Genomic DNA, 20,353 nt, shown 5'->3' on the forward strand with positions numbered 1-20,353 from the left:
TTCGATCCGCGGCAGACAACACCGATCACGGGGGAAAGCCAATGGCCGACGATCCTTGCACCACGCGCGGCGGCGGCCTGCCCCGGCTTCTGGCGATCATGGACCGGCTGCGCGACCCAGACACCGGCTGCCCCTGGGACATAGAGCAGGATTTCGCGTCCATCGCCCCCTATACCATCGAGGAGGCGCATGAGGTCGCCGACGCCATCGAACGGGAGGCCTGGGACGAGCTGGAGGGGGAGCTGGGCGACCTGCTCCTGCAGGTGGTCTATCACGCGCGGATGGGAGCGGAGGCGGGGCGCTTCGACTTCCATTCCATCGCGGAGCGTGTCGCGCAGAAGATGGTGGACCGTCACCCGCACATCTGGGGCGACGGCGACCGCGACAAGAGCGCGGCGCAGCAGGTCGCCGATTGGGAAGCGGTGAAGGCGCAGGAACGGCGGGGGCGCACGCTGGACGGGGTGGCGCTCGGGCTGCCGGCGCTGATGCGGGCGGTGAAGTTGCAGAACCGGGCGGCGCGCGTGGGCTTTGACTGGCCCGCGACGGTGGCGGTGCTCGACAAGCTGCGCGAGGAGGCGGCGGAGCTGGTCGAGGCGCGCCATACGCTGTCGCCCGCCGAGGTGCAGGAGGAGATGGGCGATCTGCTGTTCGTCATGGCGAACCTGTCGCGGCACCTGGGCGTCGACCCGGAGGTCGCGCTGCGCGGTGCCAACGCCAAGTTCACCCGTCGGTTCGAGACCATCGAGGATGCGCTGGCCCGCGACGGGCGGACCCCGATGCAGTCGGACCTGGCCGAGATGGACGCGCTGTGGGATGCGGCGAAGGCGGGAGAAAAATCGTCTTAGTGTTTCTGTCGGGATTGACCCGAGCGATTTTGTCGGGAATAGCTGTGCCATCTTTCACAAGGAGGCCCCGATGCTTCGAACCGCCATTCTCGCCACCACCGCGCTCGCCGCATTGCCCGCCATCGCGGACGAGGTGAACGTCTATTCCTATCGCCAGCCCGAGTTGATGCAGCCGCTGGTCGATGGGTTCGAGGAAGCCACGGGCCATACGGCCAACGTCGTCTACATCGACAAGGGCATCACCGAGCGTCTGGTGGCCGAAGGCGAACGCAGCCCCGCCGACCTGATTTTCACCGTCGACATCTCGCGCCTTGCGGAGGCCAAGGAGGCGGGCGTCACGCAGCCGGTCGAGAGCGAGACGCTGAACGCGAACATCCCCGACGCCATGCGCGACGACGAGGGCCACTGGTACGGGGTCACAACCCGCGCGCGCATCATCTATGCCAGCAAGGACCGCGTGGCCGAAGGCGAGGTCACGACCTACGAAGACCTGGCCGACCCGAAGTGGAAGGGCCGCATCTGCACCCGGTCGGGCACGCACGTCTACACCATCGGCCTCGTGTCCGCCATGATCGAGCACAACGGCATCGAGGAGACGAAGGAGTGGCTGGAGGGCCTGAAGGCGAACCTGGCCAAGGCTCCCTCCGGCGGCGACCGTGAGCAGGTCAAGGCGATCTGGGCCGGTGAATGCGACATCAGCCTGGGCAACACCTATTACATGGGTGCGATGCTGAAGGACCCGGAGCAGCAGGAGTGGGCCGATTCGGTCCGCATCGAGTTCCCCACCTTCGCGGACGGATCGGGAACTCACGTCAACATCTCGGGCGTGGCCATGGTCAAGGGTGCCGCGAACGAAGGCCCGGCGCTGGAATTCATGGAGTACCTGTCGTCGCCCGAGGCGCAGTCGATCTATGCCGACGTGGTGAACGAATATCCCGTCGCGCCGGGGTCGGAGCCGTCCGAACTGGTCGCCGGCTGGGGTGATCTGACGCCCGACGACACCGACCTGACGGCGGTCGCCAGCCACCGCGCCGAAGCGTTGAAGCTGGTCGAGCAGGTGGACTTCGACGGCTGAGCCACAAGGCATGACCGTGCTGGCGGGCGATGCCTGCGAACGGGCGGTTGATGCGGCGCGCTCTGGACATTCCGGGGCGCGCCGCTTTGATGAGGGGCATGACACAGAAGATCATCATCGACACCGACCCCGGCCAGGACGACGCCGTCGCCATCCTGCTGGCCTTCGCCTCGCCCGAACTCAAGGTGCTGGGTCTGACCGCCGTGGCCGGCAACGTCCCGCTGGAGCTGACGGCGCGCAATGCGCGCATCGTCTGCGAACTGGCCGGGCGGACGGATATCCCCGTGTACGCAGGCTGCGACCGGCCGATCGCGCGCGACCTGGTCACGGCGGAGCATGTCCACGGCAAGACCGGATTGGACGGGCCGCAGATGGACGATCCCGCCATGCCCCTGGCCGAGGGGCATGCCGTGGATTTCATCATCGACACGCTGCGCGCCCAGGATCCGGGCACCGTGGTCCTGTGCCCGCTGGGGCCGCTCACGAACATCGCCACCGCGTTCCGGCGCGCGCCGGACATCGTGGAACGGGTGCAGCGCATCGTCCTGATGGGCGGCGCCTATTTCGAGGTGGGCAACATCACCCCCGCCGCGGAGTTCAACATCTATGTAGACCCTGAGGCCGCGCGCGACGTCTTTGCCGCCGGCGTGCCGCTGACCGTCCTGCCGCTCGACGTCACGCACAAGGCGCTGACCAATGCGGCGCGCGTGCAGGCGTTCCGCGACATGGGCACCCGCGTCGGCACCATGGTGGCCGCCTGGACCGATTTCTTCGAGCGTTACGACAAGGAGAAATACGGCTCGGCCGGCGCGCCCCTGCACGACCCCTGCGTGATCGCCTGGCTTCTGAAGCCCGAGCTGTTCTCCGGCCGCGAGGTCAATGTGGAGATCGAGGTGGACAGCCCCCTGACCCGCGGGATGACCGTGGCCGACTGGTGGGGCGTGACCGACCGGGCGCCCAATGCGTTGTTCATCGGGGACGTGGATGCCGACGGGTTCTTCGCCCTGCTGACGGAACGGCTGGCCCGGCTGCACGACTGACACGGCCGGGGCGGCGGAGGAGAGACCATGTTCACCTTCGACAACACCTATGCCCGCCTGCCCGACCGGTTCTTCACCCGGATGGCCCCGACGCCCGTGGCCGACCCCGGCTGGGTGGCGCTGAACGACGGGCTGGCGCGCGATCTGGGGCTGGACCCGGACCAATTGCGCGGCGCGCTCGACGTCTTCGCGGGCAACCGCGTGCCGGAGGGGGCCGAACCGCTGGCGCAGCTTTACGCGGGCCACCAGTTCGGCGGGTGGTCCCCGCAACTGGGCGACGGTCGCGCGATCCTGCTGGGCGAACACGTCGGACCCCACGGGCGGGTGGACGTGCAACTCAAGGGTTCCGGCCCCACGCCCTATTCGCGCATGGGCGACGGACGCTCGGCGCTCGGGCCCGTCATCCGCGAATACATCGTGTCCGAGGCGATGCACGCGCTCGGCGTGCCGACGACCCGCGCGCTGGCCGCCGTGACGACGGGCGAGACGGTGCTGCGGCAGGAGGGTCAGATGCCCGGTGGCATCCTGACCCGCATCGCCGCGTCGCACATCCGCGTCGGCACCTTTCAGGTCTTCGCCGCCCGTGGCGATGAGGAGGCGCTGCATCTGCTGCTCGACCACGCCATCGCCCGCCACGCTTCGGATGCGGAGGGGCCGATGGGCCTGCTGCGGCACGTGATGGCCGCGCAGGCGCGGCTGGTAGCAGCATGGCTGGGGCTGGGGTTCGTCCACGGCGTGATGAACACCGACAACATGACGATCTCGGGGCAGACCATCGACTACGGGCCCTGCGCCTTTCTGGAGACCTGGCACCCCGATACCGTGTTCAGCAGCATCGACCAGATGGGCCGCTATGCCTGGTCGCGCCAGCCCGACATCGCGCTCTGGAACCTGGCGCAGCTTGCGACGGCGCTGCTCCCCCTGATGGGGGACCGCGACGCCGCGGTGGTCGAGGCGACTGCCGTGCTGGAGGAGTTCCATGGGTTCTACGACCGCGCTTGGCACGACGTGATGGCGGCCAAGATCGGGCTGGACGACATGAAGATCGGATTGGAACTGCTTGATATCATGAGGGAAGGCGAAGGCGACTTTACCAACACCTTCCGCGCGCTGACGGTGGCGCCCGAGACGGCGCGCGATCAGGTGATGTGCCGAGACCGTTTCGACGACTGGTTCGCGCGGTGGCAGGCCATGGATCCCGACCGCGCCGCCATGGCGCGTGCCAACCCGGCCGTGATTCCCCGGAACCACCGTGTCGAACAGGCCATCGCGGCCGCCTACAAGGGCGACTTCGGCCCGTTCCACGCCCTGAACGCCGTGCTGGCGGACCCATGGACGGAAACGGAGGAGAACGCGCCCTACCGCACGCCCGCGGCGGCGCACGAACGGGTGACGCGCACCTTCTGCGGCACATGATTGCGCGGGTTTGCCCGCGCGGCTAAGGGGGCGGGCATGAGTGTTCCGTCCCTTCTCGGCCGCTGCGAGGCGCATGGGCTGCGCCTGACCGGCCAGCGCCGCACCATCGCGCAGGTGCTGGAGGAGGCGTCCGACCACCCGGACGTCGAGACGATCCACGCCCGCGCCAGCGCCATCGACGCCAACATCTCGGTCGCCACCGTCTATCGCACCGTCAAGCTGTTCGAGGAACAGGGCCTGCTGGAGCGGCGGGAGTTCGGCGACGGCCGCGCTCGGTATGAGGATGCGGAGCGCGAGCATCATGACCACCTCATCGACCTTCAGACCGGCGAGGTGATCGAATTCGTGGACCCCGAGATCGAAGCCCTGCAGGAGAAGATCGCCCGCCGCCTGGGTTATGATCTGAAGGGGCACCGGATGGAGTTGTTCGCCGTGAAGCGGAAGCCCCATGTCTGACGTCCGGCGCGCGGAATGAACGACACGCTGCGCGGCGCGGCTCTGATGGTCGGCTCGATGGCCTGTTTCGCGGTGGAGGACGGGCTCATCAAAGGGCTTTCGGGGGCGTTTCCACCCGCGCAGATCATCTGGATGCTGGGCCTGGGCGGGGCGCTGGCCTTCGCCCTCTGGCTGGTGCTCAGCCGGCAGCGGGTCTGGTCGGCGCACTACCTGCGCCCGCAGGTCCTGCTGCGGACAGGGTTCGAGGTTCTGGGCACCTGCTGCTTCGTGTCGTCGCTGGCGCTGCTACCGCTGGCGCTCGCCTCGGCCATCATCCAGGCCACGCCGCTGGTCGTGGCGATGGGCGCGGCGCTGTTTCTGGGGGCGACGGTCGGCTGGCGCCGGTGGCTGGCAATCCTTGTGGGATTCGCGGGCGTTCTCATCATCATCCGGCCCGGCGGCGCGGGTTTCGACCCGGCCACGCTGCTCGCGGTGGCGGGGATGCTTGGGCTGGCGGGCCGCGACCTTGTGACGCGGACGATGCCCGGCGCGGTGTCGGGCGCGCGGCTGTCGCTGCATGCCTTCGCGGCGCTGGTTCCCGGCGGCCTCCTGCTGCAATGGGCCTTGGGGGCGCCGCCGGTCATGCCGGACGCAGGGCAGTTCGGCCTGCTTGCCGTCTGCGTCTGCATCGGAATGGCGGGCTATCTGACCATCGTGGCGGCCACGCGGCTGGGCGACATCTCGGTCGTGTCGTCGTTCCGGTATTCGCGGATGCTGTTCGCGCTGGTCGTGGGCGGCATCGCCTTCGGCGAGCGGCCGGACATCGCCACCATTCTGGGCGTCATCATCGTGATCGGCTCCGGAGTCTTTACCCTGCTGCGCGAGGCGCGGTTGCGCACCGCTTCCCAAGCGTAGCTGCAGCGGTTAGACGGGATGCACCAAACCGGAGATCCGCCCATGTTCACCATCGAAGACGTCCACGCCCGCGAGATCCTCGACAGCCGTGGGAACCCCACGGTCGAAGTGGACGTCACGCTGGAGGACGGCACCATGGGCCGTGCCGCCGTGCCCTCGGGTGCGTCGACCGGCGCCTATGAGGCGGTGGAGAAGCGCGACGGCGACAAGGCGCGCTACAAGGGCAAGGGCGTCCTGCAGGCTGTCGAGGCCGTGAACGGGGAACTGGCCGAGCTGATCTGTGGCTTCGACGGCACGGATCAGGAAGGCATCGACGCCGCGATGATCGAACTCGACGGCACCGAGAACAAGGCGCGGCTGGGGGCGAACGCAATCCTGGGCGTATCGCTCGCGGTGGCCAAGGCGGCGGCGGATGCCAGCGCCCTGCCCCTGTTCCGCTATGTCGGCGGCACCGCGGCGCGCGTCCTGCCGGTGCCGATGATGAACATCATCAACGGCGGCGAACACGCCGACAACCCGATCGACATCCAGGAATTCATGATCATGCCGATCGCGGCCGACACCATGGCCGACGCGGTGCGCATGGGGTCGGAGGTGTTCCACACGCTGAAGTCAGAACTCTCGGCCGCCGGCCTGTCGACCGGCATCGGGGACGAGGGCGGATTCGCTCCGAACCTCAGCAGCACGCGCGATGCGCTCGACTTCATCCTGAAGGCCATCGAGAAAGCGGGCTATGCCCCCGGCGACGACATCATGCTGGCGCTGGATTGCGCGGCGACCGAGTATTTCCGCGACGGCGCCTATCACCTGTCGGGCGAAGGCAAGACGCTGTCGCCGGATGAAAACGCCGACTATCTGGCCGCGCTGGTGCGCGACTATCCCATCATGTCGATCGAAGACGGCATGTCCGAGGACGACTGGGACGGCTGGGTCGCGCTGACGCAGGCCTTGGGCGACAAGGTGCAGCTCGTGGGCGACGACCTGTTCGTGACCAACCCCGCGCGCCTGGCGCAGGGAATCGACCGGGGGGCGGCGAATTCGCTGCTGGTCAAGGTGAACCAGATCGGCACCCTGTCCGAGACGCTGGAGGCGGTGTCCCTCGCCCATCGCAACCGCATGACCTGCGTGATGTCCCACCGCTCCGGCGAGACCGAGGACGCGACCATCGCGGACCTGGCCGTCGCCACGAACTGCGGACAGATCAAGACCGGGTCGCTGGCGCGATCCGACCGGCTCGCGAAATACAACCAGTTGATCCGGATCGAGGAAATGCTGGGCGAGACCGCGGTCTATGCCGGACGAAGCATCTTGCGCGGATAATGGCGGGCGTGGACGACAGCATCACCCTGGAGAGACCGGCGCGCCGCGGGCTGTCCACCGGGTCCGGCTCCGCCGCGTTCGACCGCACCGAACTGCTGCGGCGGCGATTGTCGGACTTCATATCGGTCGAGAAGGGGCAGAAGACGGCGCATGTCACGCGTCGCGTCCTGGTCGTCGTCGCCGCGGTGACGATGACCGTCTTCGGCGCCTCGCCCCTGATGCTGCCGATCGCGGCGGTGTTCCTCGTGATCGACATGATCTACGGCCGGCAGGTCGCGCAGGTCTCCGTCCGGCCCGCGCCCGAGGTCGGCGACCTGACCAGATTGCGCGTCCTGCACGCGATGACGATGCTCTGTCTCGCGGCGATGATCGTGGTCAACGCCTTCCACGGCACGAACGTGTCACAGAACGCCGCGGCGCTTCTGCTGTTCGCGTTCTCCATGAACTGCATCGGGCATGACAGCCGTTCCGCCGACGCAAGCGTCGTGACGCTGGCGATCATCACGGTGACGATGCAGTTGATGGCTGTGGGCATCGCCCTGCAGGAAGGCCATGAGACGACCGACCAGGTGTTCCTGCACCTCGGGATGGCGATGGCCACGCTCTATCTGATCCACGTCACGCTGGAGGCGGTGGCGACGCGCACCCATCTGATCGACCGGACGGATGAGCTGTCGCACGCCCGCACGGCCGAGACCGTCGGACGCCTTACCAGCGGAATCGCCCATGATTTCAATAATCTGCTGACTGTGATGCGGGGCAACATCGACCTGTTGGCCGAGGTTCCCGATGCCGACCGCGCCGCACTGCTCAAGGAGATCGGCGCCGCGACCGACCGCGGTGGACGCCTGGTGCGGCAGCTTCTGGACAAGGGGCGACGTCGACCGGACCGGTCCGAGACCATCGTGCTCGACCGCTTCATGGACGATTTCGCCACCTTCGCGCGCCGCGTCCTGCCCGCGAACGTGCGGCTGGAGGTCGATGCCTCCGCCTCGCTCAGGCTCGAGACCGACCCCGCCCGGTTCGAAGCGGCGCTGCTGAACCTGGTCGTCAACTCCCGCGATGCGCTGACCGAGGGGGGGACGATCACCGTCTCGGCCCGTCGCGCCTCCGCTCCGGGCACCGACGCCAGCTTGTCGAACTGGATCGCCGTGACGGTGGCGGACGACGGCAGCGGCATGTCGCCCGAGGTTCTGGCCCGCGCGACCGAGGCCTTCCTGACGACCAAGCCGCCGGGCAAGGGCACCGGCATGGGCCTTGCGATGGTGCGCGATTTCGCGGAACGCTCGGGTGGGCGGCTGGATCTGGAAAGCGTCCCGTCGGAGGGGACGAAGGCGCGGCTTCTGCTGCCTGCCTGACCGGGCGTCCTGAAATCAATGGTGGGCAATGCATGACGGCGGACGATATCATCGCGGCCCTGCGGCTGGAGCCCCACCCCGAAGGCGGCTGGTATCGCCAGACCTTCGTGGCCGACACGGCCCCCGGAACGCGCCCCGCGGGGACGGCCATCCTGTTCCTGCTGCGCCGGGACGAGCCGAGCCACTGGCACCGGATCGACGCGGACGAGTTGTGGTTCTTCCATGCGGGCGCGCCGCTGGTTCTGTCGGTCGCCGCGACGGCGGAGGGGCCGGCGCGCGAGGTGACGCTGGGTCCGGACCTTGCAAAGATGGCGTGGCAAGGCATCGTGCCGCGCACCCACTGGCAGGCTGCGGCGACAACGGGCGACTGGTCGCTGGTCAGTTGCACCGTCAGCCCCGGTTTCCGGTTCGAAGGGTTCGAGCTCGCCCCGCCCGATTTCGATATTCCAAGATGAAGAACGGATCGTAACCCGATGGATTTCCTGCAGATCGCGTCCCTTCTGATCGTTCTTGCCGCGGCCTTCGGGGTGGTGAACTATCTGTTCCTCCGCCTGCCTTCGACCATCGGCATCCTGATCGTGGCGCTGGCCAGCAGCCTCGTCATCATCGGGCTGGAGTGGGTGTTCCCCGTCCTAACGGTCGAGGAAACGATGCGCGCCTTCGTTCTCAACATCGAATTCTCGGACGCGCTGCTCGAAGGGATGCTGGGCCTTCTGCTGTTCGCCGGGGCGCTGCACGTCAAGGTGGTGGACCTGCGGCGCGAGTGGCTGCTGGTGCTGCTGATGGCGACGCTGGGGGTGGGACTGTCGACGATCATCGCGGGCGTGGGGTTCAGCTGGATCACCGGCGCGCCGCTGCTGGTCGCGCTGGTCTTCGGGGCGCTGATCTCGCCCACCGATCCGGTTGCCGTGCTGGGCGTGCTACGCGAGGCGAACCTTCCCAAGACGCTGGAAACCAAGATCGCGGGCGAATCGCTGTTCAACGACGGCGTTGGATACGTCGTCTTCCTGGTGCTCGTCGGCATCGCCTTCCCTTCGGGCGAGTCGCATGGGTCCGACCTGTCCTGGGCCGCGACCCTGTTCGTGCAGGAGGCGTTCGGCGGCGCGGCCCTGGGCGCCGCACTGGGCTGGCTGACGTTCCGCCTGATGCGGCGGATCGACGACCCGCCGCTGGAGGTCATCATCACGATCGCGCTGGCCTTCGGCGGCTATCAACTGGCGGTCTGGCTGCATGTCTCGGCTCCCATCATGGCCGTGGTCGCGGGCCTTCTGATCGGCGATGTGGGCAGCAAATACGGCATGTCCGAGGACACCCGCGCCCATGTCGACACCTTCTGGACGCTGGTGGACGAGATCCTGAACGCCATCCTGTTCCTGCTCATCGGGATCGAGGTCTTCGCCGTGGCCTTCGACGCGAGCTTCCTCATGGCGGGCCTCGCCTCCATCGGTCTGCACCTGCTGGCGCGTTTCGCGGCGGTCTTCGTTCCAGTGCAACTGCTCAAGCCGTTCGGCCCCGATTTCGAGGACGGGATCACCAGGATCATGACTTGGGGCGGGCTCAAGGGCGGCATCTCGGTCGCGCTGGTTCTTGCCCTGCCCGACAACGAATGGAAGCCGCTGATGCTGACCTGCACCTATATGGTGGTGCTGTTTTCGATCATCGTGCAGGGGCTGACGGTCAGCAGGCTCGCGGCCCGCGTGGGGACGACGCCGCCCCTGATCTAAAGCGGGTCACGCCTCCAGCTCGGCATCCCAATAGAGGAAATCCATCCAGGATTCGTGCAGATGACCCGGCGGGAACTTGCGACCCGTGTTCATCAGCTCGGCCGCGCCCGGACGGCGTGGCGCGCGTCGCAAGGTGAACCCCACCTGCCGCAACGACTTCGACCCCTTGCGAAGATTGCAGCGCCCGCAGGCGGCGACGACATTCTCCCACGAGGTGATGCCGCCGCGTGCCCGGGGCACGACATGGTCGAAGGTCAGATCCCCCCGCGATCCGCAGTACTGACAGGCGAATTCGTCGCGCAGGAACAGGTTGAACCGCGTGAAGGCCACCCGCTTCTGGGGGGCCACATAGTCGCGCAGCACGACGACCGACGGGATGCGGATGGTCGTGGTGGGGGAGCGCACGACCTCCTCGTATTCGCTGACGATGGTGACGCGGTCGAGGAACGCCGCCTTCACCGCATCCTGCCATGCCCAGAGCGACAAGGGGTAATAGGACAGCGGGCGGTAGTCCGCATTGAGGACGAGCGCCGGGAAATGCCGCAGCCCCGCCGGATTGCGGATGAATTCGGTTCTGAAGTCCGGGCCGGAACCCGGTGTCGCCGCTTCCAAAAGGGCGGACATCGCGCGCCTCCCACAGGTCGGGGCGGCACGCGCGGTCAGGCGGGCGCGCGGCCCCTGTCGGGGGGACTATATATGGGTGAAGGTCGCTGACAAGGGGCAAGACCGGGCGTCGTCCCCGGTCATTCGATGCCGAAGACGTCGCGCATGAACGCCAGCGCCACCTGCAATCCGTCCGGGGCGATGCCGTGGCCGGTGCCCTTCATTACATGGGCATAGACGCGGTCGAACCCCGCGGCCTCCAGCGCCTCGGCCGCTTCGGGCAGCGACTGGACGGGCACCACCTCGTCCGCGTCGCCGTGGACCAACAGGACGGGCGGGCGGTTCAGCGCCTCCTCGGCCAGGAACTCGGGCTTGAGCAGGCGGCCCGAGAAGGCGACGATTCCGGCGAAGGCGTCCATTCGGCGGGGTGCCACGTGCAGCGCCATCATCGTTCCCTGGCTGAAGCCGAACAGAATGGTCTCGGACGCGGTCACGCCCTCGCGCTTCATGGTCCGGTCCAGCCAGACGTTGAGGTCGTCGACGGCGCGGTCCATGCCGGCCATCGCCTCCTCCTCCGACGAGCCGTCGATCCAGGGAATAGGGAACCACTGAAACCCGAAGGGCGCGCCGGCGCATGCCTCGGGCGCGTCGGGGGCTGCGAAAGCGGTGTCCGGCAGATGCGGCATCAGCGGGTCGGCCAGCCCGATCAGGTCGGCCCCATTGGCGCCATAGCCGTGCAGGAAGATCACCAGCCGTTTCGGCGCCTCCGGCCCCCGGCGTTCGGATTTCAGCGTCATCGGATGCCCTCCCGCGATTTGGCATGGGCGTAGTAGGCCCAGAGCAGCCGCGCCGCAACTGCGCGCCAGGGCGACCACCGTTCGGCGATGGTGCGCATGTCGCGCTCCTTCGGGCGGTCGGGCAGATCAAGGAGCAGGCGCGCGGCTTCCTGCAACGCAAGGTCGTTGGGGGCGAAGACGTCGGCGTGGCCCAGGCTGAACATGGCGTAGATCTCGGCGGTCCAGCGGCCGATGCCGGGAACCTGCGTCAGGGTGGCGACCACCTCGTCCGTGGGCGCATGGCGCAGGGCGTCGAAGTCGATGCCGGCTTCGGCCAGTGCCCGGGCATAGCGGATCTTCTGCCGCGACAGGCCGCAGGCGCGCATGGTGTCGTCGTCCGCGGCGGCGATGGCGTGAGGGTCGTGCAGGCCCGCCGCCTCGACCCGGCCGAGGATGGCGCTGGCCGAGGCGACGGAGACCTGCTGACTGACGATGGCGCCGAGCAGCGCACGAAACCCGTCGTCGCGACGGCGCAGCGGCGGCGGCCCCGTCAGGTCGAGAGCGGCGGCCATCCGCACGTCGGCGGCGGCGAGCCACGCGGCCCCTTCGGCCACATCATCCGCGGTCGCGATGATCCGGCAGGGGTGCGGCGTGGGTGCGGACGAAGGCGATGGCCCGGTCGATGTCATGGGTCTCCTTTCCCGGCTGCAGGGGCGGCCGGTCGATGATGTGGGTCGTCAACCCGAGGTCGTCGGCGGCATCGAGCTTGGGCGCCACCCCGCCGGCGTTCTTGGCCACGAGGTCCGTGATGCCGAGCAGGGTGAACAGCGCGCGCTCCCCTTCGCGTTCGAACGGGGGGCGGCCGGTGATCCAGGTCACGTCATCGCGATCGGGGGCGGGGTCGATGCGGCGGCAGAAGAGGGTCAGGCCGCGGTCGAGGAAAGCGTCCAGCGACCCCGGTCCGGTGGAGAGGAACACCCGCGCGCCGGGGGCCAAGGCTCTGGCAGCCGCGTCGGCGTCGGGTGCGTGATGCCAAAGCGGCCGCTTGGGCCAGGGCGGGCGGGTCAGGCGCAGATAGGGCAGGCCGAGGTCGGCGCAGACGCGGGCCGTGCGCGCGGTGATGGCGGTGGCGAAGGGATGCGTCGCGTCCAGCACCGCCGAAATGCCGGAAAGCGCCGCGCGGAACCCCGTCTCTCCGCCGAAACCACCCGTCCGCATTGGCACCTTCAGGTCCGCCGGCGCCCGCGTCGCCCCGGCGAAGGAGGCCAGCACGTCGCGGCCCGCGACCGCTGCGCAGACCCGCCGCGCCTCGGCCGTGCCGGCGAGGATCAGCACTTTAGCCATCCTGCGCCAGCACCCTGCCCGCGCGGTCGATGACCACGATGTCGACCTGCGCCTCGATCATGTCGGACACCCGCGCGCGCGCCTTCCGCGCAACGATGGCGGCCAGGTCGGGCATACGGGTCGCGGCCTCCAGCGCGGTGTTGCAGTCGGTCAGGTCCTGCCCCGTCCAGTCCGAAAGCTGCGCGAAGTCGACCTGGCTGCGGCCGGAATGAAGGTCCATCGCCCCCTGCGCCAGCTTCGACAGCTTGCCGATGCCGCCGCCCACGGTCAGCCGCGGCACGGGGTGGCGGCGCAGGTACTTCAGCATCCCCCCCGCGAAATCCCCCATGTCCAGCATCGCGTGGTCGGGCAGACCGTGCAGCGCCTGCACCACCCGTTCGCTGGTGGCCCCGGTGCAGCCCGCCACATGCGGCGTGCCGGAGGCGACGGCCACGTCGATGCCCCGGTGGATCGATGCGATCCAGGCAGCACAACTGAACGGCCGCACGATGCCCGTGGTGCCCAGAATCGACAGCCCCCCCGCGATGCCCAGCCGGGGGTTCCAGGTTTTCGCCGCAAGCGCCTCGCCGCCGGGAACCGAAACAGTGACGTCAACGTCAGGCGCGCGGGCGTGGTCGGCGGCCAGCACGGCCACCACCTCGTCCATCATGGCGCGGGGGACGGGGTTGATCGCCGCCTCGCCCACGGCGATGGGCAGCCCGGGGCGCGTCACGGTGCCGACCCCCGGACCCGCGCGAAACCGCAGGCCGCCGGGCGAGGGGGCCACGCGCACCCGGATCTCCGCGCCGTGGGTCACGTCGGGGTCGTCACCCGCGTCCTTTATGACGCCCGCCTCGACCCAGTCCGGTCCGGTCAGGACGTTGACGATGTCGAAGGTCGGCGTCTCGCCCCGCGGCAGGTGGATCGTCACGCGGGCCGGCACCGCACCCGCCCACAGCCCCGTCAGCGCCGCCTTGCAGGCGGCCGTCGCGCAGGCGCCCGTGGTCCAGCCACGGCGGAGGGTGGGTCCGGTCGTCACCCCCCATATGTCGCATGGCGCCCGCGCGCCGCCAATGGTCGCCAGACGGCTTTCCTTGGACCGGCGGCCGCGTCATAACCGGGGCATGACGCCCATGCTCCCCTCCCACGACTGGCCGACGCTCGATGCGGGGTGGGTGTGGCTCTGCGGCGCGGGGCCGGGCGATCCGGGGCTTCTGACGCTGCATGCGCTGAACGCGCTGCGACAGGCCGAGGTGATCGTCTATGACGCGCTCGTGCACGAAGGCATCCTCGACTGGGCGCCGCAGGCGGAACGGATCTATGCGGGCAAGCGGGGCGGCAAGCCGTCGCACAACCAGCGCGACATCTCGCTGCGGCTGGTCGATCTGGCGCGGGCGGGGCGGCGCGTCCTGCGCCTCAAGGGGGGCGACCCCTTCGTCTTCGGCCGCGGCGGGGAGGAGGCGCAGACGCTGGTTCAGCACGGCATACCCATCCGCATCGTGCCGGGCATCACCGCCGGGATCGCGGGGCTGGCCTATGCCGGCATCCCCGTCACGCACCGCGACGTGAACCAGTCCGTCACCTTCGTCACCGGCCACGACCGGGCGGGGCTGGCGCCCACCGCGCTCGACTGGGCCGGGATCGCGCGCGGCAGCCAGGTCATCGTGATGTACATGGGCATGAAGCACATCGGCGAGATTTCCGCTCGCCTGATCGCCGCCGGGCGCGACCCGGCGGAGCCTGTCGCCGTCACCACCACCGCGACGCTGGACGACCAGCGGACCATCGAGACGAACCTGAAGAACGTCGCACAGGACATTGAAAACGCAGGCTTGGAGCCGCCGGCCATCATCTGCATCGGCATGGCCGTCGCGCTGCGGCAGGCGCTCGACTGGCAGGCCCACGCGCGGGGCGAGGCGCCGCGCGATCTGGACCCGCTGGGGCTCCGGCGGCCGGCCGAGACGGGGTGACGGGCCTGATCCTCGCCGCGCCGTGGTCGGGCAGCGGCAAGACGACGGTGACGCTGGGGCTCCTGCGCGCGTTGCGCGACCGGGGGGTGGCGGTGCGGGGCGCCAAGTCCGGCCCCGACTACATCGACCCCCGGTTTCACGAGGCGGCGAGCGGTGCGCCCTGCCCCAACCTCGACGCCTGGGCCATGTCGCCTGCGATGATCGCGGGACTTGCCGCCGGGCCGGGCCTTTTGCTGGTCGAAGGCGCCATGGGCCTGTTCGACGGGGCGCCGCCGGACGGGCGCGGGTCGGTCGCGGACTTGGCACGGCAGTTGCGCCTGCCGGTGGTGCTGGTGGTGGACGCGGCGCGGATGGCGCAGTCGGTCGGGCCCATCGTCGCCGGTTTCGCGGCGCACGACCCGGAGGTGCAGGTCGCGGGCGTGATTCTGAACCGCGTCGGATCGCCCCGGCACGAGACGATGCTGCGCCGCGCCTGCCCCCTGCCGGTGCTGGGAGGCATTGCGCGCGATGCGGCGCTGGCCCTGCCGTCGCGGCATCTGGGGTTGGTTCAGGCGGTCGAGCGGCCCGATCTGGAGGGCTTCCTGGCCCACGCGGGCGCGAGCGTCGGGCGGCAGGTCGACCTCGACGCGCTCGCGGCTTTGGCCACGCCCCTGCCCGATGCTAGACCCGTGCCGCTGCGACCGCCGGCTCAGCGGATCGCGGTGGCACGCGATGCGGCCTTCGCCTTCGCCTATCCGCACCTGCTGGACGGCTGGCACGCGGCGGGGGCCGAAATCCTGCCGTTCTCGCCCCTCGCCGATGAGGCCGCGCCGCCCGCCGACCTGGTCTATCTGCCCGGCGGCTATCCGGAGCTTCACGCCGGACGGCTGGCCGGGAACCTGCGGTTCATGGCGTCGCTGCGGGACAGGCCGGTGTTCGGCGAATGCGGCGGCTACATGGCGATGGGCGACGCGCTGACCGATGCGGAGGGACGCGTGCATCCGATGGCCGGCCTGTTGCGGCTGGAGACGTCGTTTGCCGAGCGGCGCCTGCACCTCGGCTATCGTGACCTCACCTGCCATTCGGGGCCGTTCGCCGGCGGGTGGGCCGGGCATGAGTTCCACTATGCCACCACGCTCCGGGCCGAGGGACGGCCGCTGTTTTCCGCCACCGATGCCGAAGGCACGCCCCTGCCGCCGATGGGCCTGACCGATGGGATGGCGGGCGGATCCTTCGCGCATCTGATCGGGCCTTCCTGACGCCGCGCCCGCGCGTCCGCGCACCGTCAGGGTACAATCCCGAACTGGACCCGTGGAGGACGGCGGCGTAGGTCGGGAGCATGGCAGAGATCGCGACCGACATCCCGGCGGACGACACCCGCGCGAAACGCAACGTCATCATCCTGGTGGCGGCGCAGGCGTTGCTGGGCGCGCAGATGCCGATGAACTTCATCGCGGGCGGCCTCGCCGGCATGATGCTGGCGCCGACGCCGTTGCTCGCCACCCTGCCGATCAGCCTGATCGTCTTCGGGTCGATGACGACGGCGCCCTGGATCAGCCCGCTGATGCAGGCACGAGGGCGGCGGTTCGGCTTCATGCTGGGCGCGTTGGCGGGGGCCACGGGCGCCGGGCTGGCGGTCACGGGCCTTCTGACCGGCAGCTTCGCCATCTTCCTGATCGGCGCATATCTGACCGGCATCTACATGTCGGCGCAGGGGTTCTACCGTTTCGCCGCGACCGATACCGCGTCGGACGCCTATCGCCCCAAGGCGATCAGCTACGTCATGGCGGGCGGGCTGCTATCGGCGCTGATCGGGCCGCAACTGGTGAAGGTCACGGCCGAGGCGACGTTCATTCCCTTCGTGGCGACCTATGGCGCGGTCGCGGCGCTGAACCTGGCGGGGATGTGGATGTTCCTTCTGCTGGACATCCCGCGCCCGGCCAAGCCCGCCGCCGATGCCCCCACCGGGCGAAGCTGGGGCGAACTTCTGCGATCGCCGGCCATCGTCGTGGCGATCCTGTGCGGGATGGTGACATATGCGCTGATGAACCTGGTGATGACCTCGGCGCCGCTGGCGGTCGTGGGCTGCGGGTTCAGCACCGGCAACGCGGCCGACATCGTGTCGGCGCATGTGATCGCCATGTACGCGCCCAGCTTCTTCACCGGCCACCTGATCGCCCGCTTCGGCAGCGCACGCATCATCGCGGCGGGGCTCGTCCTGCTGGCGGCATCGGGGCTGGTGGGCCTGGGCGGGGTCGAGCTGTCGAATTTCTACGGCTCGCTCATCCTGCTGGGGCTGGGGTGGAACTTCGGCTTCATCGGCGCGACGTCGATGCTGACGCGGCATCACAGTCCACAGGAACGCGGGTCGGTGCAGGGGCTGAACGACCTTCTGGTCTTCGGTATGGTCTTCGTCGCCTCGCTGTCGTCGGGGGGCCTGATGGGCGCGGCCGTCGATGCCGCACACGGCTGGACGGCGGTGAACTATGCGATGGTGCCGTTCCTGACGCTGGCGGGCGGCGCGCTGATCTGGTTCCGCGTGACGCGCAACAGATCGGCCTAGCGCGCGCCGCTCAGCTTCGGCCCTTCCACGGGACCAGCCAGTTTTCCGCCTTGCGCATCAGGATGTCGATGCCGAAGCCGATCAGCCCGATCAGGATGATCCCCATCAGCACGATATGCGTCAGCTGGGACTCGGACGCGGCGATGATCATCATTCCCGCCCCCTTCTGCGCGGCGACAAGCTCCGCCGCGACGACGGTGCCCCAGCAGACGCCCATCGCCACCCGCGCGCCAGTGAAGATCTCGGGCAGGGAGTTGGGAATGATGACGTGGCGCAGGATCTGCGCCTTGCTCGCGCCCAGCGAATAGGCGGCGTGGACCTTGGTGATGTTCACGCCCGTGACTCCGGCCCGCGCGGCGATCGCCATGATCCAGAGCGCGGCGAGGAACAGCAGGACGAACTTGCCGGACTCCCCGATGCCGAACCAGATGAGGACCAGCGGGATCAGGGCGAGCGGCGGGACCGGGCGCATGAACTCCACGATGGGGTCGAACCAGCCGCGGAACCAGCCCGAGAGACCCATGGCATAGCCGAGCGGAATACCCACGACCGCGCCGAGGGAGAAGCCCACCAGCACCCGGATCAGCGACCAGCCCAGATGTTCGATCAGGGTGAAGTCGCGGAACCCGTTCTGCGCAGTGTCGATCAGCGCGGCGACGACGGCTTCCGGCGGGGGAAGCCAGATGTCCTCAATCCGATAGCCCTTGCGCGGTTCGATTTCGAGCGATCCGCGCGGGGTCATGGTAACGGTGGCATCGTCGATCCTGACGGTCTCGCCGGGGGCGATGGGCATGCCGTTGACCGCGACGACCGTGACCCCTTCTCCGTCGTTGCGGGTGACGTCGACGAGTTCGGTGCGGTAGGCGTCGATGCTGGTCGCGTCGTCCTGAGCGAAGCCTTCGCGTTCCGCGACAGCGGGCGGGTCCACATCGTCGCCGACCTCATGGACGATGAACCGAACCCGGGCGTCTTCCGTCCGGCCGGAGGCGTCCTGCGCGGTATAGGTAAAGCCGCCCTCGCCCAGAAAGGGGCCCGGCGCATGGAAAGGCACGTATTTCGACCCGGTGAACGCGCCCCACAGCAGGAAGATCACCACGACCGAGATGATCGAGGCGGCACGGTTCGGACGCACGGCGCTTTCATCCCCGAAGGTGACGGTCTTGAGCGAGGTGAAATCCTTGCGCCGGGTACGGCGGGCCAAAGCTCCAACGAGGACCATCGCCACCCCGAAGATGGCGATGTAGAGGGCGAGGAGGACGAGTCCGGTCATGTCACGCCTTCTCCGTCCGGCCCATGATTTCTTCCTCCATCTCCCAGATCATCGACAGGATCTCGTCTCGGGTGCGCCCGAACTCCGGGTCTTTCTTCACTGCGCGCAGGTCCTGGCTCACCCCGGCCTTCGCGAAAGGCAGACGGTATTCGCGATGGATGCGGCCGGGGCGCGGCGCCATGACCAGCAGACGCTCGCCCAGAAGTAGCGCCTCCTCCACCGAGCGGGTGATGAGGATGACGGTCTTGCCCGTCTCCTTCCACAGCTTCAGCACAAGGCCCTGCATCTTTTCCCGCGTCAGCGCGTCGAGCGCGCCCAGCGGCTCATCCATCAGGATGATGTCGGGGTCGTTGGCCAGGCATCGCGCCAACGCCACGCGCTGCTGCATTCCGCCCGAAAGCTCGTAGATGGCCTTGTCCTTGAAGTTTCGCAGGCCGGTGATCTCCAGCAGATGATCGGCCTTCTCGGCGCGCTCGGCCTTGGGCGTGCCTTTCATCCTCGGGCCGAACTCCACGTTCTCGCGCACAGACATCCATTCGAACAGGGCGCCCTGCTGGAACATCATGGCCCGGTCGGCGGACGGGCCGGTGACGGTCTTGCCGTGCAGGACGACCCGCCCGCCAGTGGGCGCGAGGAAGCCCGCGACGATGTTGAGAAGCGTGGTCTTCCCGCAGCCCGAAGGCCCCAGGACGGACAGAAGCCCTCCGTCGTCCACGGCAAGGGAGACGTCTTGCAGCGCCTGAACATAGCTGCCGTTGGGCAGATCGAAACGCATCGAGACGTTCTCGATGGACAGTCCGTTCATCCGAGGTTTCCCCATGATTTGCTGTTCGGTGCGGACGGCCGGACCCCCGCCCGGCCGCCCCGAAGTGTCGTCGCGCGTCAGTCGGCGCTGGCCGGGCCGGATTCGGTGGCCATGATCGGCAGCATCTCTGCCTGCGCCTCCGGGCCGGAATTCCAGCGCGCGGTGGCGTCGGTCGGCACCGACAGGAACTCCGCCAGAAGATCGGGCCGCTCCGCGACGAAGGATGCAGGCGCGGAGGTGCCGTCGAACACGAGGACGCCAAGGTCGTCCGTCTCGTCGCCGATGAGCAGGACGTTGCCGTGCTCCTTCATCCGGCCGAGCGATCCGCCGTAGCCGCGGACCATGTCGAGCGCACCCCGTACGAAGGCCGACGCACCATCGGGCGGGGTCATGCCGACAACTTCCATGACGGAAACCTCCACGCCGAAATGCGCCATCTGCGCAAAAAAGCCGTAATGCGCGGCGGTGACGATTGGCACGCTGACCTTGTTGCCGTCGAGGTCCTTGGCAGTCTCCTCGTCGATCTCCAACTTCGAAGCCACGACGCAGTTGTCGTTGTCGGAATAGCTGACCGCGACGTCGAGCTTCTTGATGTCCTGCCCGGCGCTGGTCGCCACGCCGAAGGGCGGCACATCCTGGCTGACCGAGATCTGCACGTCGCCCGAGGCCATCCCGGCCGACATGGCGGTGCCGGTGTCGAAGGCGACCCGGTTGACGTCGACGCCCAGCTCATCCTCGGAGGGGCCGGCGTTCTTGGCCACGGGGAAGGGCAGCGGCCAATCCTTGAAATAGGCCACGGTGATTTCCCTGGACTTGGCCAGCGCACCCTGCGCTCCGGTCAACAGCGCCACCGCCGCCGCCGCACCCATGAGCTTGGATGTCAGGGACATAGGGTTCTCTCTCTCCCGATTGTCTGCCGGTTGCCGGGGGGCATCT

The 20,353-nt window shown here is 68.7% G+C and carries 21 protein-coding genes; 13 read left to right on the forward strand and 8 right to left on the reverse strand.

The genetic code is table 11. From position 1 onward, the window contains the following. Positions 1–41: 41 nt before the first annotated feature. The 10 genes from mazG (at position 42) to JAN5088_RS14495 (ending at position 10,128) form a co-directional block, all read left to right on the forward strand. Positions 42–845 carry a nucleoside triphosphate pyrophosphohydrolase gene (mazG, locus tag JAN5088_RS14450; protein ID WP_055683528.1) on the forward strand — a complete coding sequence of 268 codons (804 nt, stop codon included), beginning with the start codon at positions 42–44 and terminating at the stop codon, positions 843–845. Positions 846–915: 70 nt separating this feature from the next. Next, positions 916–1,920: a Fe(3+) ABC transporter substrate-binding protein gene (locus JAN5088_RS14455; protein WP_055683529.1), complete on the forward strand. Its 1,005-nt coding sequence runs from the start codon at positions 916–918 to the stop codon at positions 1,918–1,920. 98 nt (positions 1,921–2,018) lie between these two features. Continuing rightward, positions 2,019–2,960 (forward strand): nucleoside hydrolase, encoded by a 942-nt coding sequence (locus JAN5088_RS14460; protein ID WP_055683530.1) that lies wholly within the window; start codon positions 2,019–2,021, stop codon positions 2,958–2,960. Between the two features lie 27 nt (positions 2,961–2,987). Next, a complete protein-coding gene (locus tag JAN5088_RS14465) occupies positions 2,988–4,376 on the forward strand; it encodes a protein adenylyltransferase SelO (protein ID WP_055683531.1) in 1,389 nt (462 codons plus the stop codon). A 36-nt stretch (positions 4,377–4,412) separates the two neighbouring features. After that, the gene (locus JAN5088_RS14470) at positions 4,413–4,832 is read left to right on the forward strand and encodes a Fur family transcriptional regulator (protein ID WP_055683532.1); all 420 of its coding nucleotides are present in this window, start codon (positions 4,413–4,415) and stop codon (positions 4,830–4,832) included. A gap of 15 nt (positions 4,833–4,847) precedes the next feature. Next, on the forward strand, positions 4,848–5,726 hold the full coding sequence (locus tag JAN5088_RS14475; RefSeq protein WP_055683533.1) for a DMT family transporter: 879 nt from the start codon (positions 4,848–4,850) through the stop codon (positions 5,724–5,726). Positions 5,727–5,768: 42 nt separating this feature from the next. After that, positions 5,769–7,046 (forward strand): phosphopyruvate hydratase, encoded by a 1,278-nt coding sequence (eno, locus tag JAN5088_RS14480; RefSeq protein WP_055683534.1) that lies wholly within the window; start codon positions 5,769–5,771, stop codon positions 7,044–7,046. Between the two features lie 8 nt (positions 7,047–7,054). Beyond that, a complete protein-coding gene (locus JAN5088_RS14485) occupies positions 7,055–8,404 on the forward strand; it encodes a sensor histidine kinase (RefSeq protein WP_158448493.1) in 1,350 nt (449 codons plus the stop codon). Between the two features lie 32 nt (positions 8,405–8,436). Next, on the forward strand, positions 8,437–8,859 hold the full coding sequence (locus JAN5088_RS14490; protein WP_055683536.1) for a cupin domain-containing protein: 423 nt from the start codon (positions 8,437–8,439) through the stop codon (positions 8,857–8,859). Positions 8,860–8,877: 18 nt separating this feature from the next. Then, positions 8,878–10,128, forward strand: coding sequence for a cation:proton antiporter (locus JAN5088_RS14495; protein WP_055683537.1), 1,251 nt, complete (start codon positions 8,878–8,880; stop codon positions 10,126–10,128). Between the two features lie 6 nt (positions 10,129–10,134). On the opposite strand, the gene JAN5088_RS14500 is transcribed toward JAN5088_RS14495, so the two are convergent. The 5 genes from JAN5088_RS14500 to JAN5088_RS14520 all read right to left on the reverse strand — a co-directional run bounded on the left by JAN5088_RS14500 (position 10,135) and on the right by JAN5088_RS14520 (position 13,869). After that, the gene (locus JAN5088_RS14500; RefSeq protein ID WP_055683538.1) at positions 10,135–10,752 is read right to left on the reverse strand and encodes an HNH endonuclease; all 618 of its coding nucleotides are present in this window, start codon (positions 10,750–10,752) and stop codon (positions 10,135–10,137) included. A 119-nt stretch (positions 10,753–10,871) separates the two neighbouring features. Further along, a complete protein-coding gene (locus JAN5088_RS14505; RefSeq protein ID WP_055683539.1) occupies positions 10,872–11,528 on the reverse strand; it encodes an alpha/beta hydrolase in 657 nt (218 codons plus the stop codon). Next, the gene (locus JAN5088_RS14510) at positions 11,525–12,196 is read right to left on the reverse strand and encodes a DNA-3-methyladenine glycosylase family protein (RefSeq protein ID WP_055683540.1); all 672 of its coding nucleotides are present in this window, start codon (positions 12,194–12,196) and stop codon (positions 11,525–11,527) included. The genes JAN5088_RS14505 and JAN5088_RS14510 overlap by 4 nt, the downstream gene beginning before the upstream one ends. Continuing rightward, positions 12,123–12,851, reverse strand: coding sequence for a precorrin-6A/cobalt-precorrin-6A reductase (locus tag JAN5088_RS14515; RefSeq protein WP_074962538.1), 729 nt, complete (start codon positions 12,849–12,851; stop codon positions 12,123–12,125). Before JAN5088_RS14515 ends, JAN5088_RS14510 begins: the two co-directional genes overlap by 74 nt. Beyond that, the gene (locus JAN5088_RS14520) at positions 12,844–13,869 is read right to left on the reverse strand and encodes a cobalt-precorrin-5B (C(1))-methyltransferase (RefSeq protein ID WP_055683541.1); all 1,026 of its coding nucleotides are present in this window, start codon (positions 13,867–13,869) and stop codon (positions 12,844–12,846) included. The genes JAN5088_RS14515 and JAN5088_RS14520 overlap by 8 nt, the downstream gene beginning before the upstream one ends. A gap of 85 nt (positions 13,870–13,954) precedes the next feature. Here JAN5088_RS14520 and cobA point away from each other — a divergent pair, with 85 nt between their 5' ends. The 3 genes from cobA (at position 13,955) to JAN5088_RS14535 (ending at position 17,342) form a co-directional block, all read left to right on the forward strand. Next, positions 13,955–14,800, forward strand: a complete 846-nt coding sequence (cobA, locus tag JAN5088_RS14525) for a uroporphyrinogen-III C-methyltransferase (RefSeq protein ID WP_055683542.1) — start codon at positions 13,955–13,957, stop codon at positions 14,798–14,800. Further along, positions 14,797–16,038: a cobyrinic acid a,c-diamide synthase CobB gene (locus JAN5088_RS14530; protein WP_055683543.1), complete on the forward strand. Its 1,242-nt coding sequence runs from the start codon at positions 14,797–14,799 to the stop codon at positions 16,036–16,038. Before cobA ends, JAN5088_RS14530 begins: the two co-directional genes overlap by 4 nt. An 80-nt stretch (positions 16,039–16,118) precedes the next feature. After that, positions 16,119–17,342: an MFS transporter gene (locus JAN5088_RS14535; RefSeq protein ID WP_055683544.1), complete on the forward strand. Its 1,224-nt coding sequence runs from the start codon at positions 16,119–16,121 to the stop codon at positions 17,340–17,342. A gap of 10 nt (positions 17,343–17,352) precedes the next feature. On the opposite strand, the gene JAN5088_RS14540 is transcribed toward JAN5088_RS14535, so the two are convergent. From JAN5088_RS14540 to JAN5088_RS14550, 3 genes are all read right to left on the reverse strand, one after another. Further along, positions 17,353–18,612 carry an ABC transporter permease gene (locus JAN5088_RS14540; RefSeq protein ID WP_055683545.1) on the reverse strand — a complete coding sequence of 420 codons (1,260 nt, stop codon included), beginning with the start codon at positions 18,610–18,612 and terminating at the stop codon, positions 17,353–17,355. 1 nt (position 18,613) lies between these two features. Beyond that, entirely contained in the window at positions 18,614–19,417 is an 804-nt protein-coding gene (locus JAN5088_RS14545) for a taurine ABC transporter ATP-binding protein (RefSeq protein ID WP_055683546.1), read from the reverse strand. 77 nt (positions 19,418–19,494) lie between these two features. Further along, positions 19,495–20,307: a taurine ABC transporter substrate-binding protein gene (locus JAN5088_RS14550; RefSeq protein WP_055683547.1), complete on the reverse strand. Its 813-nt coding sequence runs from the start codon at positions 20,305–20,307 to the stop codon at positions 19,495–19,497. Positions 20,308–20,353 lie beyond the last annotated feature (46 nt).

It is taken from the genome of Jannaschia rubra, assembly GCF_001403735.1.
GTDB classification, from domain to species: Bacteria; Pseudomonadota; Alphaproteobacteria; order Rhodobacterales; family Rhodobacteraceae; genus Jannaschia; species Jannaschia rubra.

Excerpts from the sequence above, each read along its gene's own strand:
- JAN5088_RS14510 (WP_055683540.1), bottom strand. The coding sequence starts at position 12,196 with ATGACATCGACCGGGCCATCGCCTTCGTCCGCACCCACGCCGCACCCC.
- JAN5088_RS14475 (WP_055683533.1), top strand. The coding sequence starts at position 4,848 with ATGAACGACACGCTGCGCGGCGCGGCTCTGATGGTCGGCTCGATGGCC.
- JAN5088_RS14545 (WP_055683546.1), bottom strand. The coding sequence starts at position 19,417 with ATGAACGGACTGTCCATCGAGAACGTCTCGATGCGTTTCGATCTGCCC.
- JAN5088_RS14490 (WP_055683536.1), top strand. The coding sequence starts at position 8,437 with ATGACGGCGGACGATATCATCGCGGCCCTGCGGCTGGAGCCCCACCCC.
- JAN5088_RS14465 (WP_055683531.1), top strand. The coding sequence starts at position 2,988 with ATGTTCACCTTCGACAACACCTATGCCCGCCTGCCCGACCGGTTCTTC.
- JAN5088_RS14460 (WP_055683530.1), top strand. The coding sequence starts at position 2,019 with ATGACACAGAAGATCATCATCGACACCGACCCCGGCCAGGACGACGCC.
- JAN5088_RS14540 (WP_055683545.1), bottom strand. The coding sequence starts at position 18,612 with ATGACCGGACTCGTCCTCCTCGCCCTCTACATCGCCATCTTCGGGGTG.
- JAN5088_RS14455 (WP_055683529.1), top strand. The coding sequence starts at position 916 with ATGCTTCGAACCGCCATTCTCGCCACCACCGCGCTCGCCGCATTGCCC.
- JAN5088_RS14495 (WP_055683537.1), top strand. The coding sequence starts at position 8,878 with ATGGATTTCCTGCAGATCGCGTCCCTTCTGATCGTTCTTGCCGCGGCC.
- JAN5088_RS14470 (WP_055683532.1), top strand. The coding sequence starts at position 4,413 with ATGAGTGTTCCGTCCCTTCTCGGCCGCTGCGAGGCGCATGGGCTGCGC.
- JAN5088_RS14505 (WP_055683539.1), bottom strand. The coding sequence starts at position 11,528 with ATGACGCTGAAATCCGAACGCCGGGGGCCGGAGGCGCCGAAACGGCTG.
- eno (WP_055683534.1), top strand. The coding sequence starts at position 5,769 with ATGTTCACCATCGAAGACGTCCACGCCCGCGAGATCCTCGACAGCCGT.
- mazG (WP_055683528.1), top strand. The coding sequence starts at position 42 with ATGGCCGACGATCCTTGCACCACGCGCGGCGGCGGCCTGCCCCGGCTT.
- JAN5088_RS14535 (WP_055683544.1), top strand. The coding sequence starts at position 16,119 with ATGGCAGAGATCGCGACCGACATCCCGGCGGACGACACCCGCGCGAAA.
- cobA (WP_055683542.1), top strand. The coding sequence starts at position 13,955 with ATGACGCCCATGCTCCCCTCCCACGACTGGCCGACGCTCGATGCGGGG.
- JAN5088_RS14515 (WP_074962538.1), bottom strand. The coding sequence starts at position 12,851 with ATGGCTAAAGTGCTGATCCTCGCCGGCACGGCCGAGGCGCGGCGGGTC.
- JAN5088_RS14550 (WP_055683547.1), bottom strand. The coding sequence starts at position 20,307 with ATGTCCCTGACATCCAAGCTCATGGGTGCGGCGGCGGCGGTGGCGCTG.
- JAN5088_RS14500 (WP_055683538.1), bottom strand. The coding sequence starts at position 10,752 with ATGTCCGCCCTTTTGGAAGCGGCGACACCGGGTTCCGGCCCGGACTTC.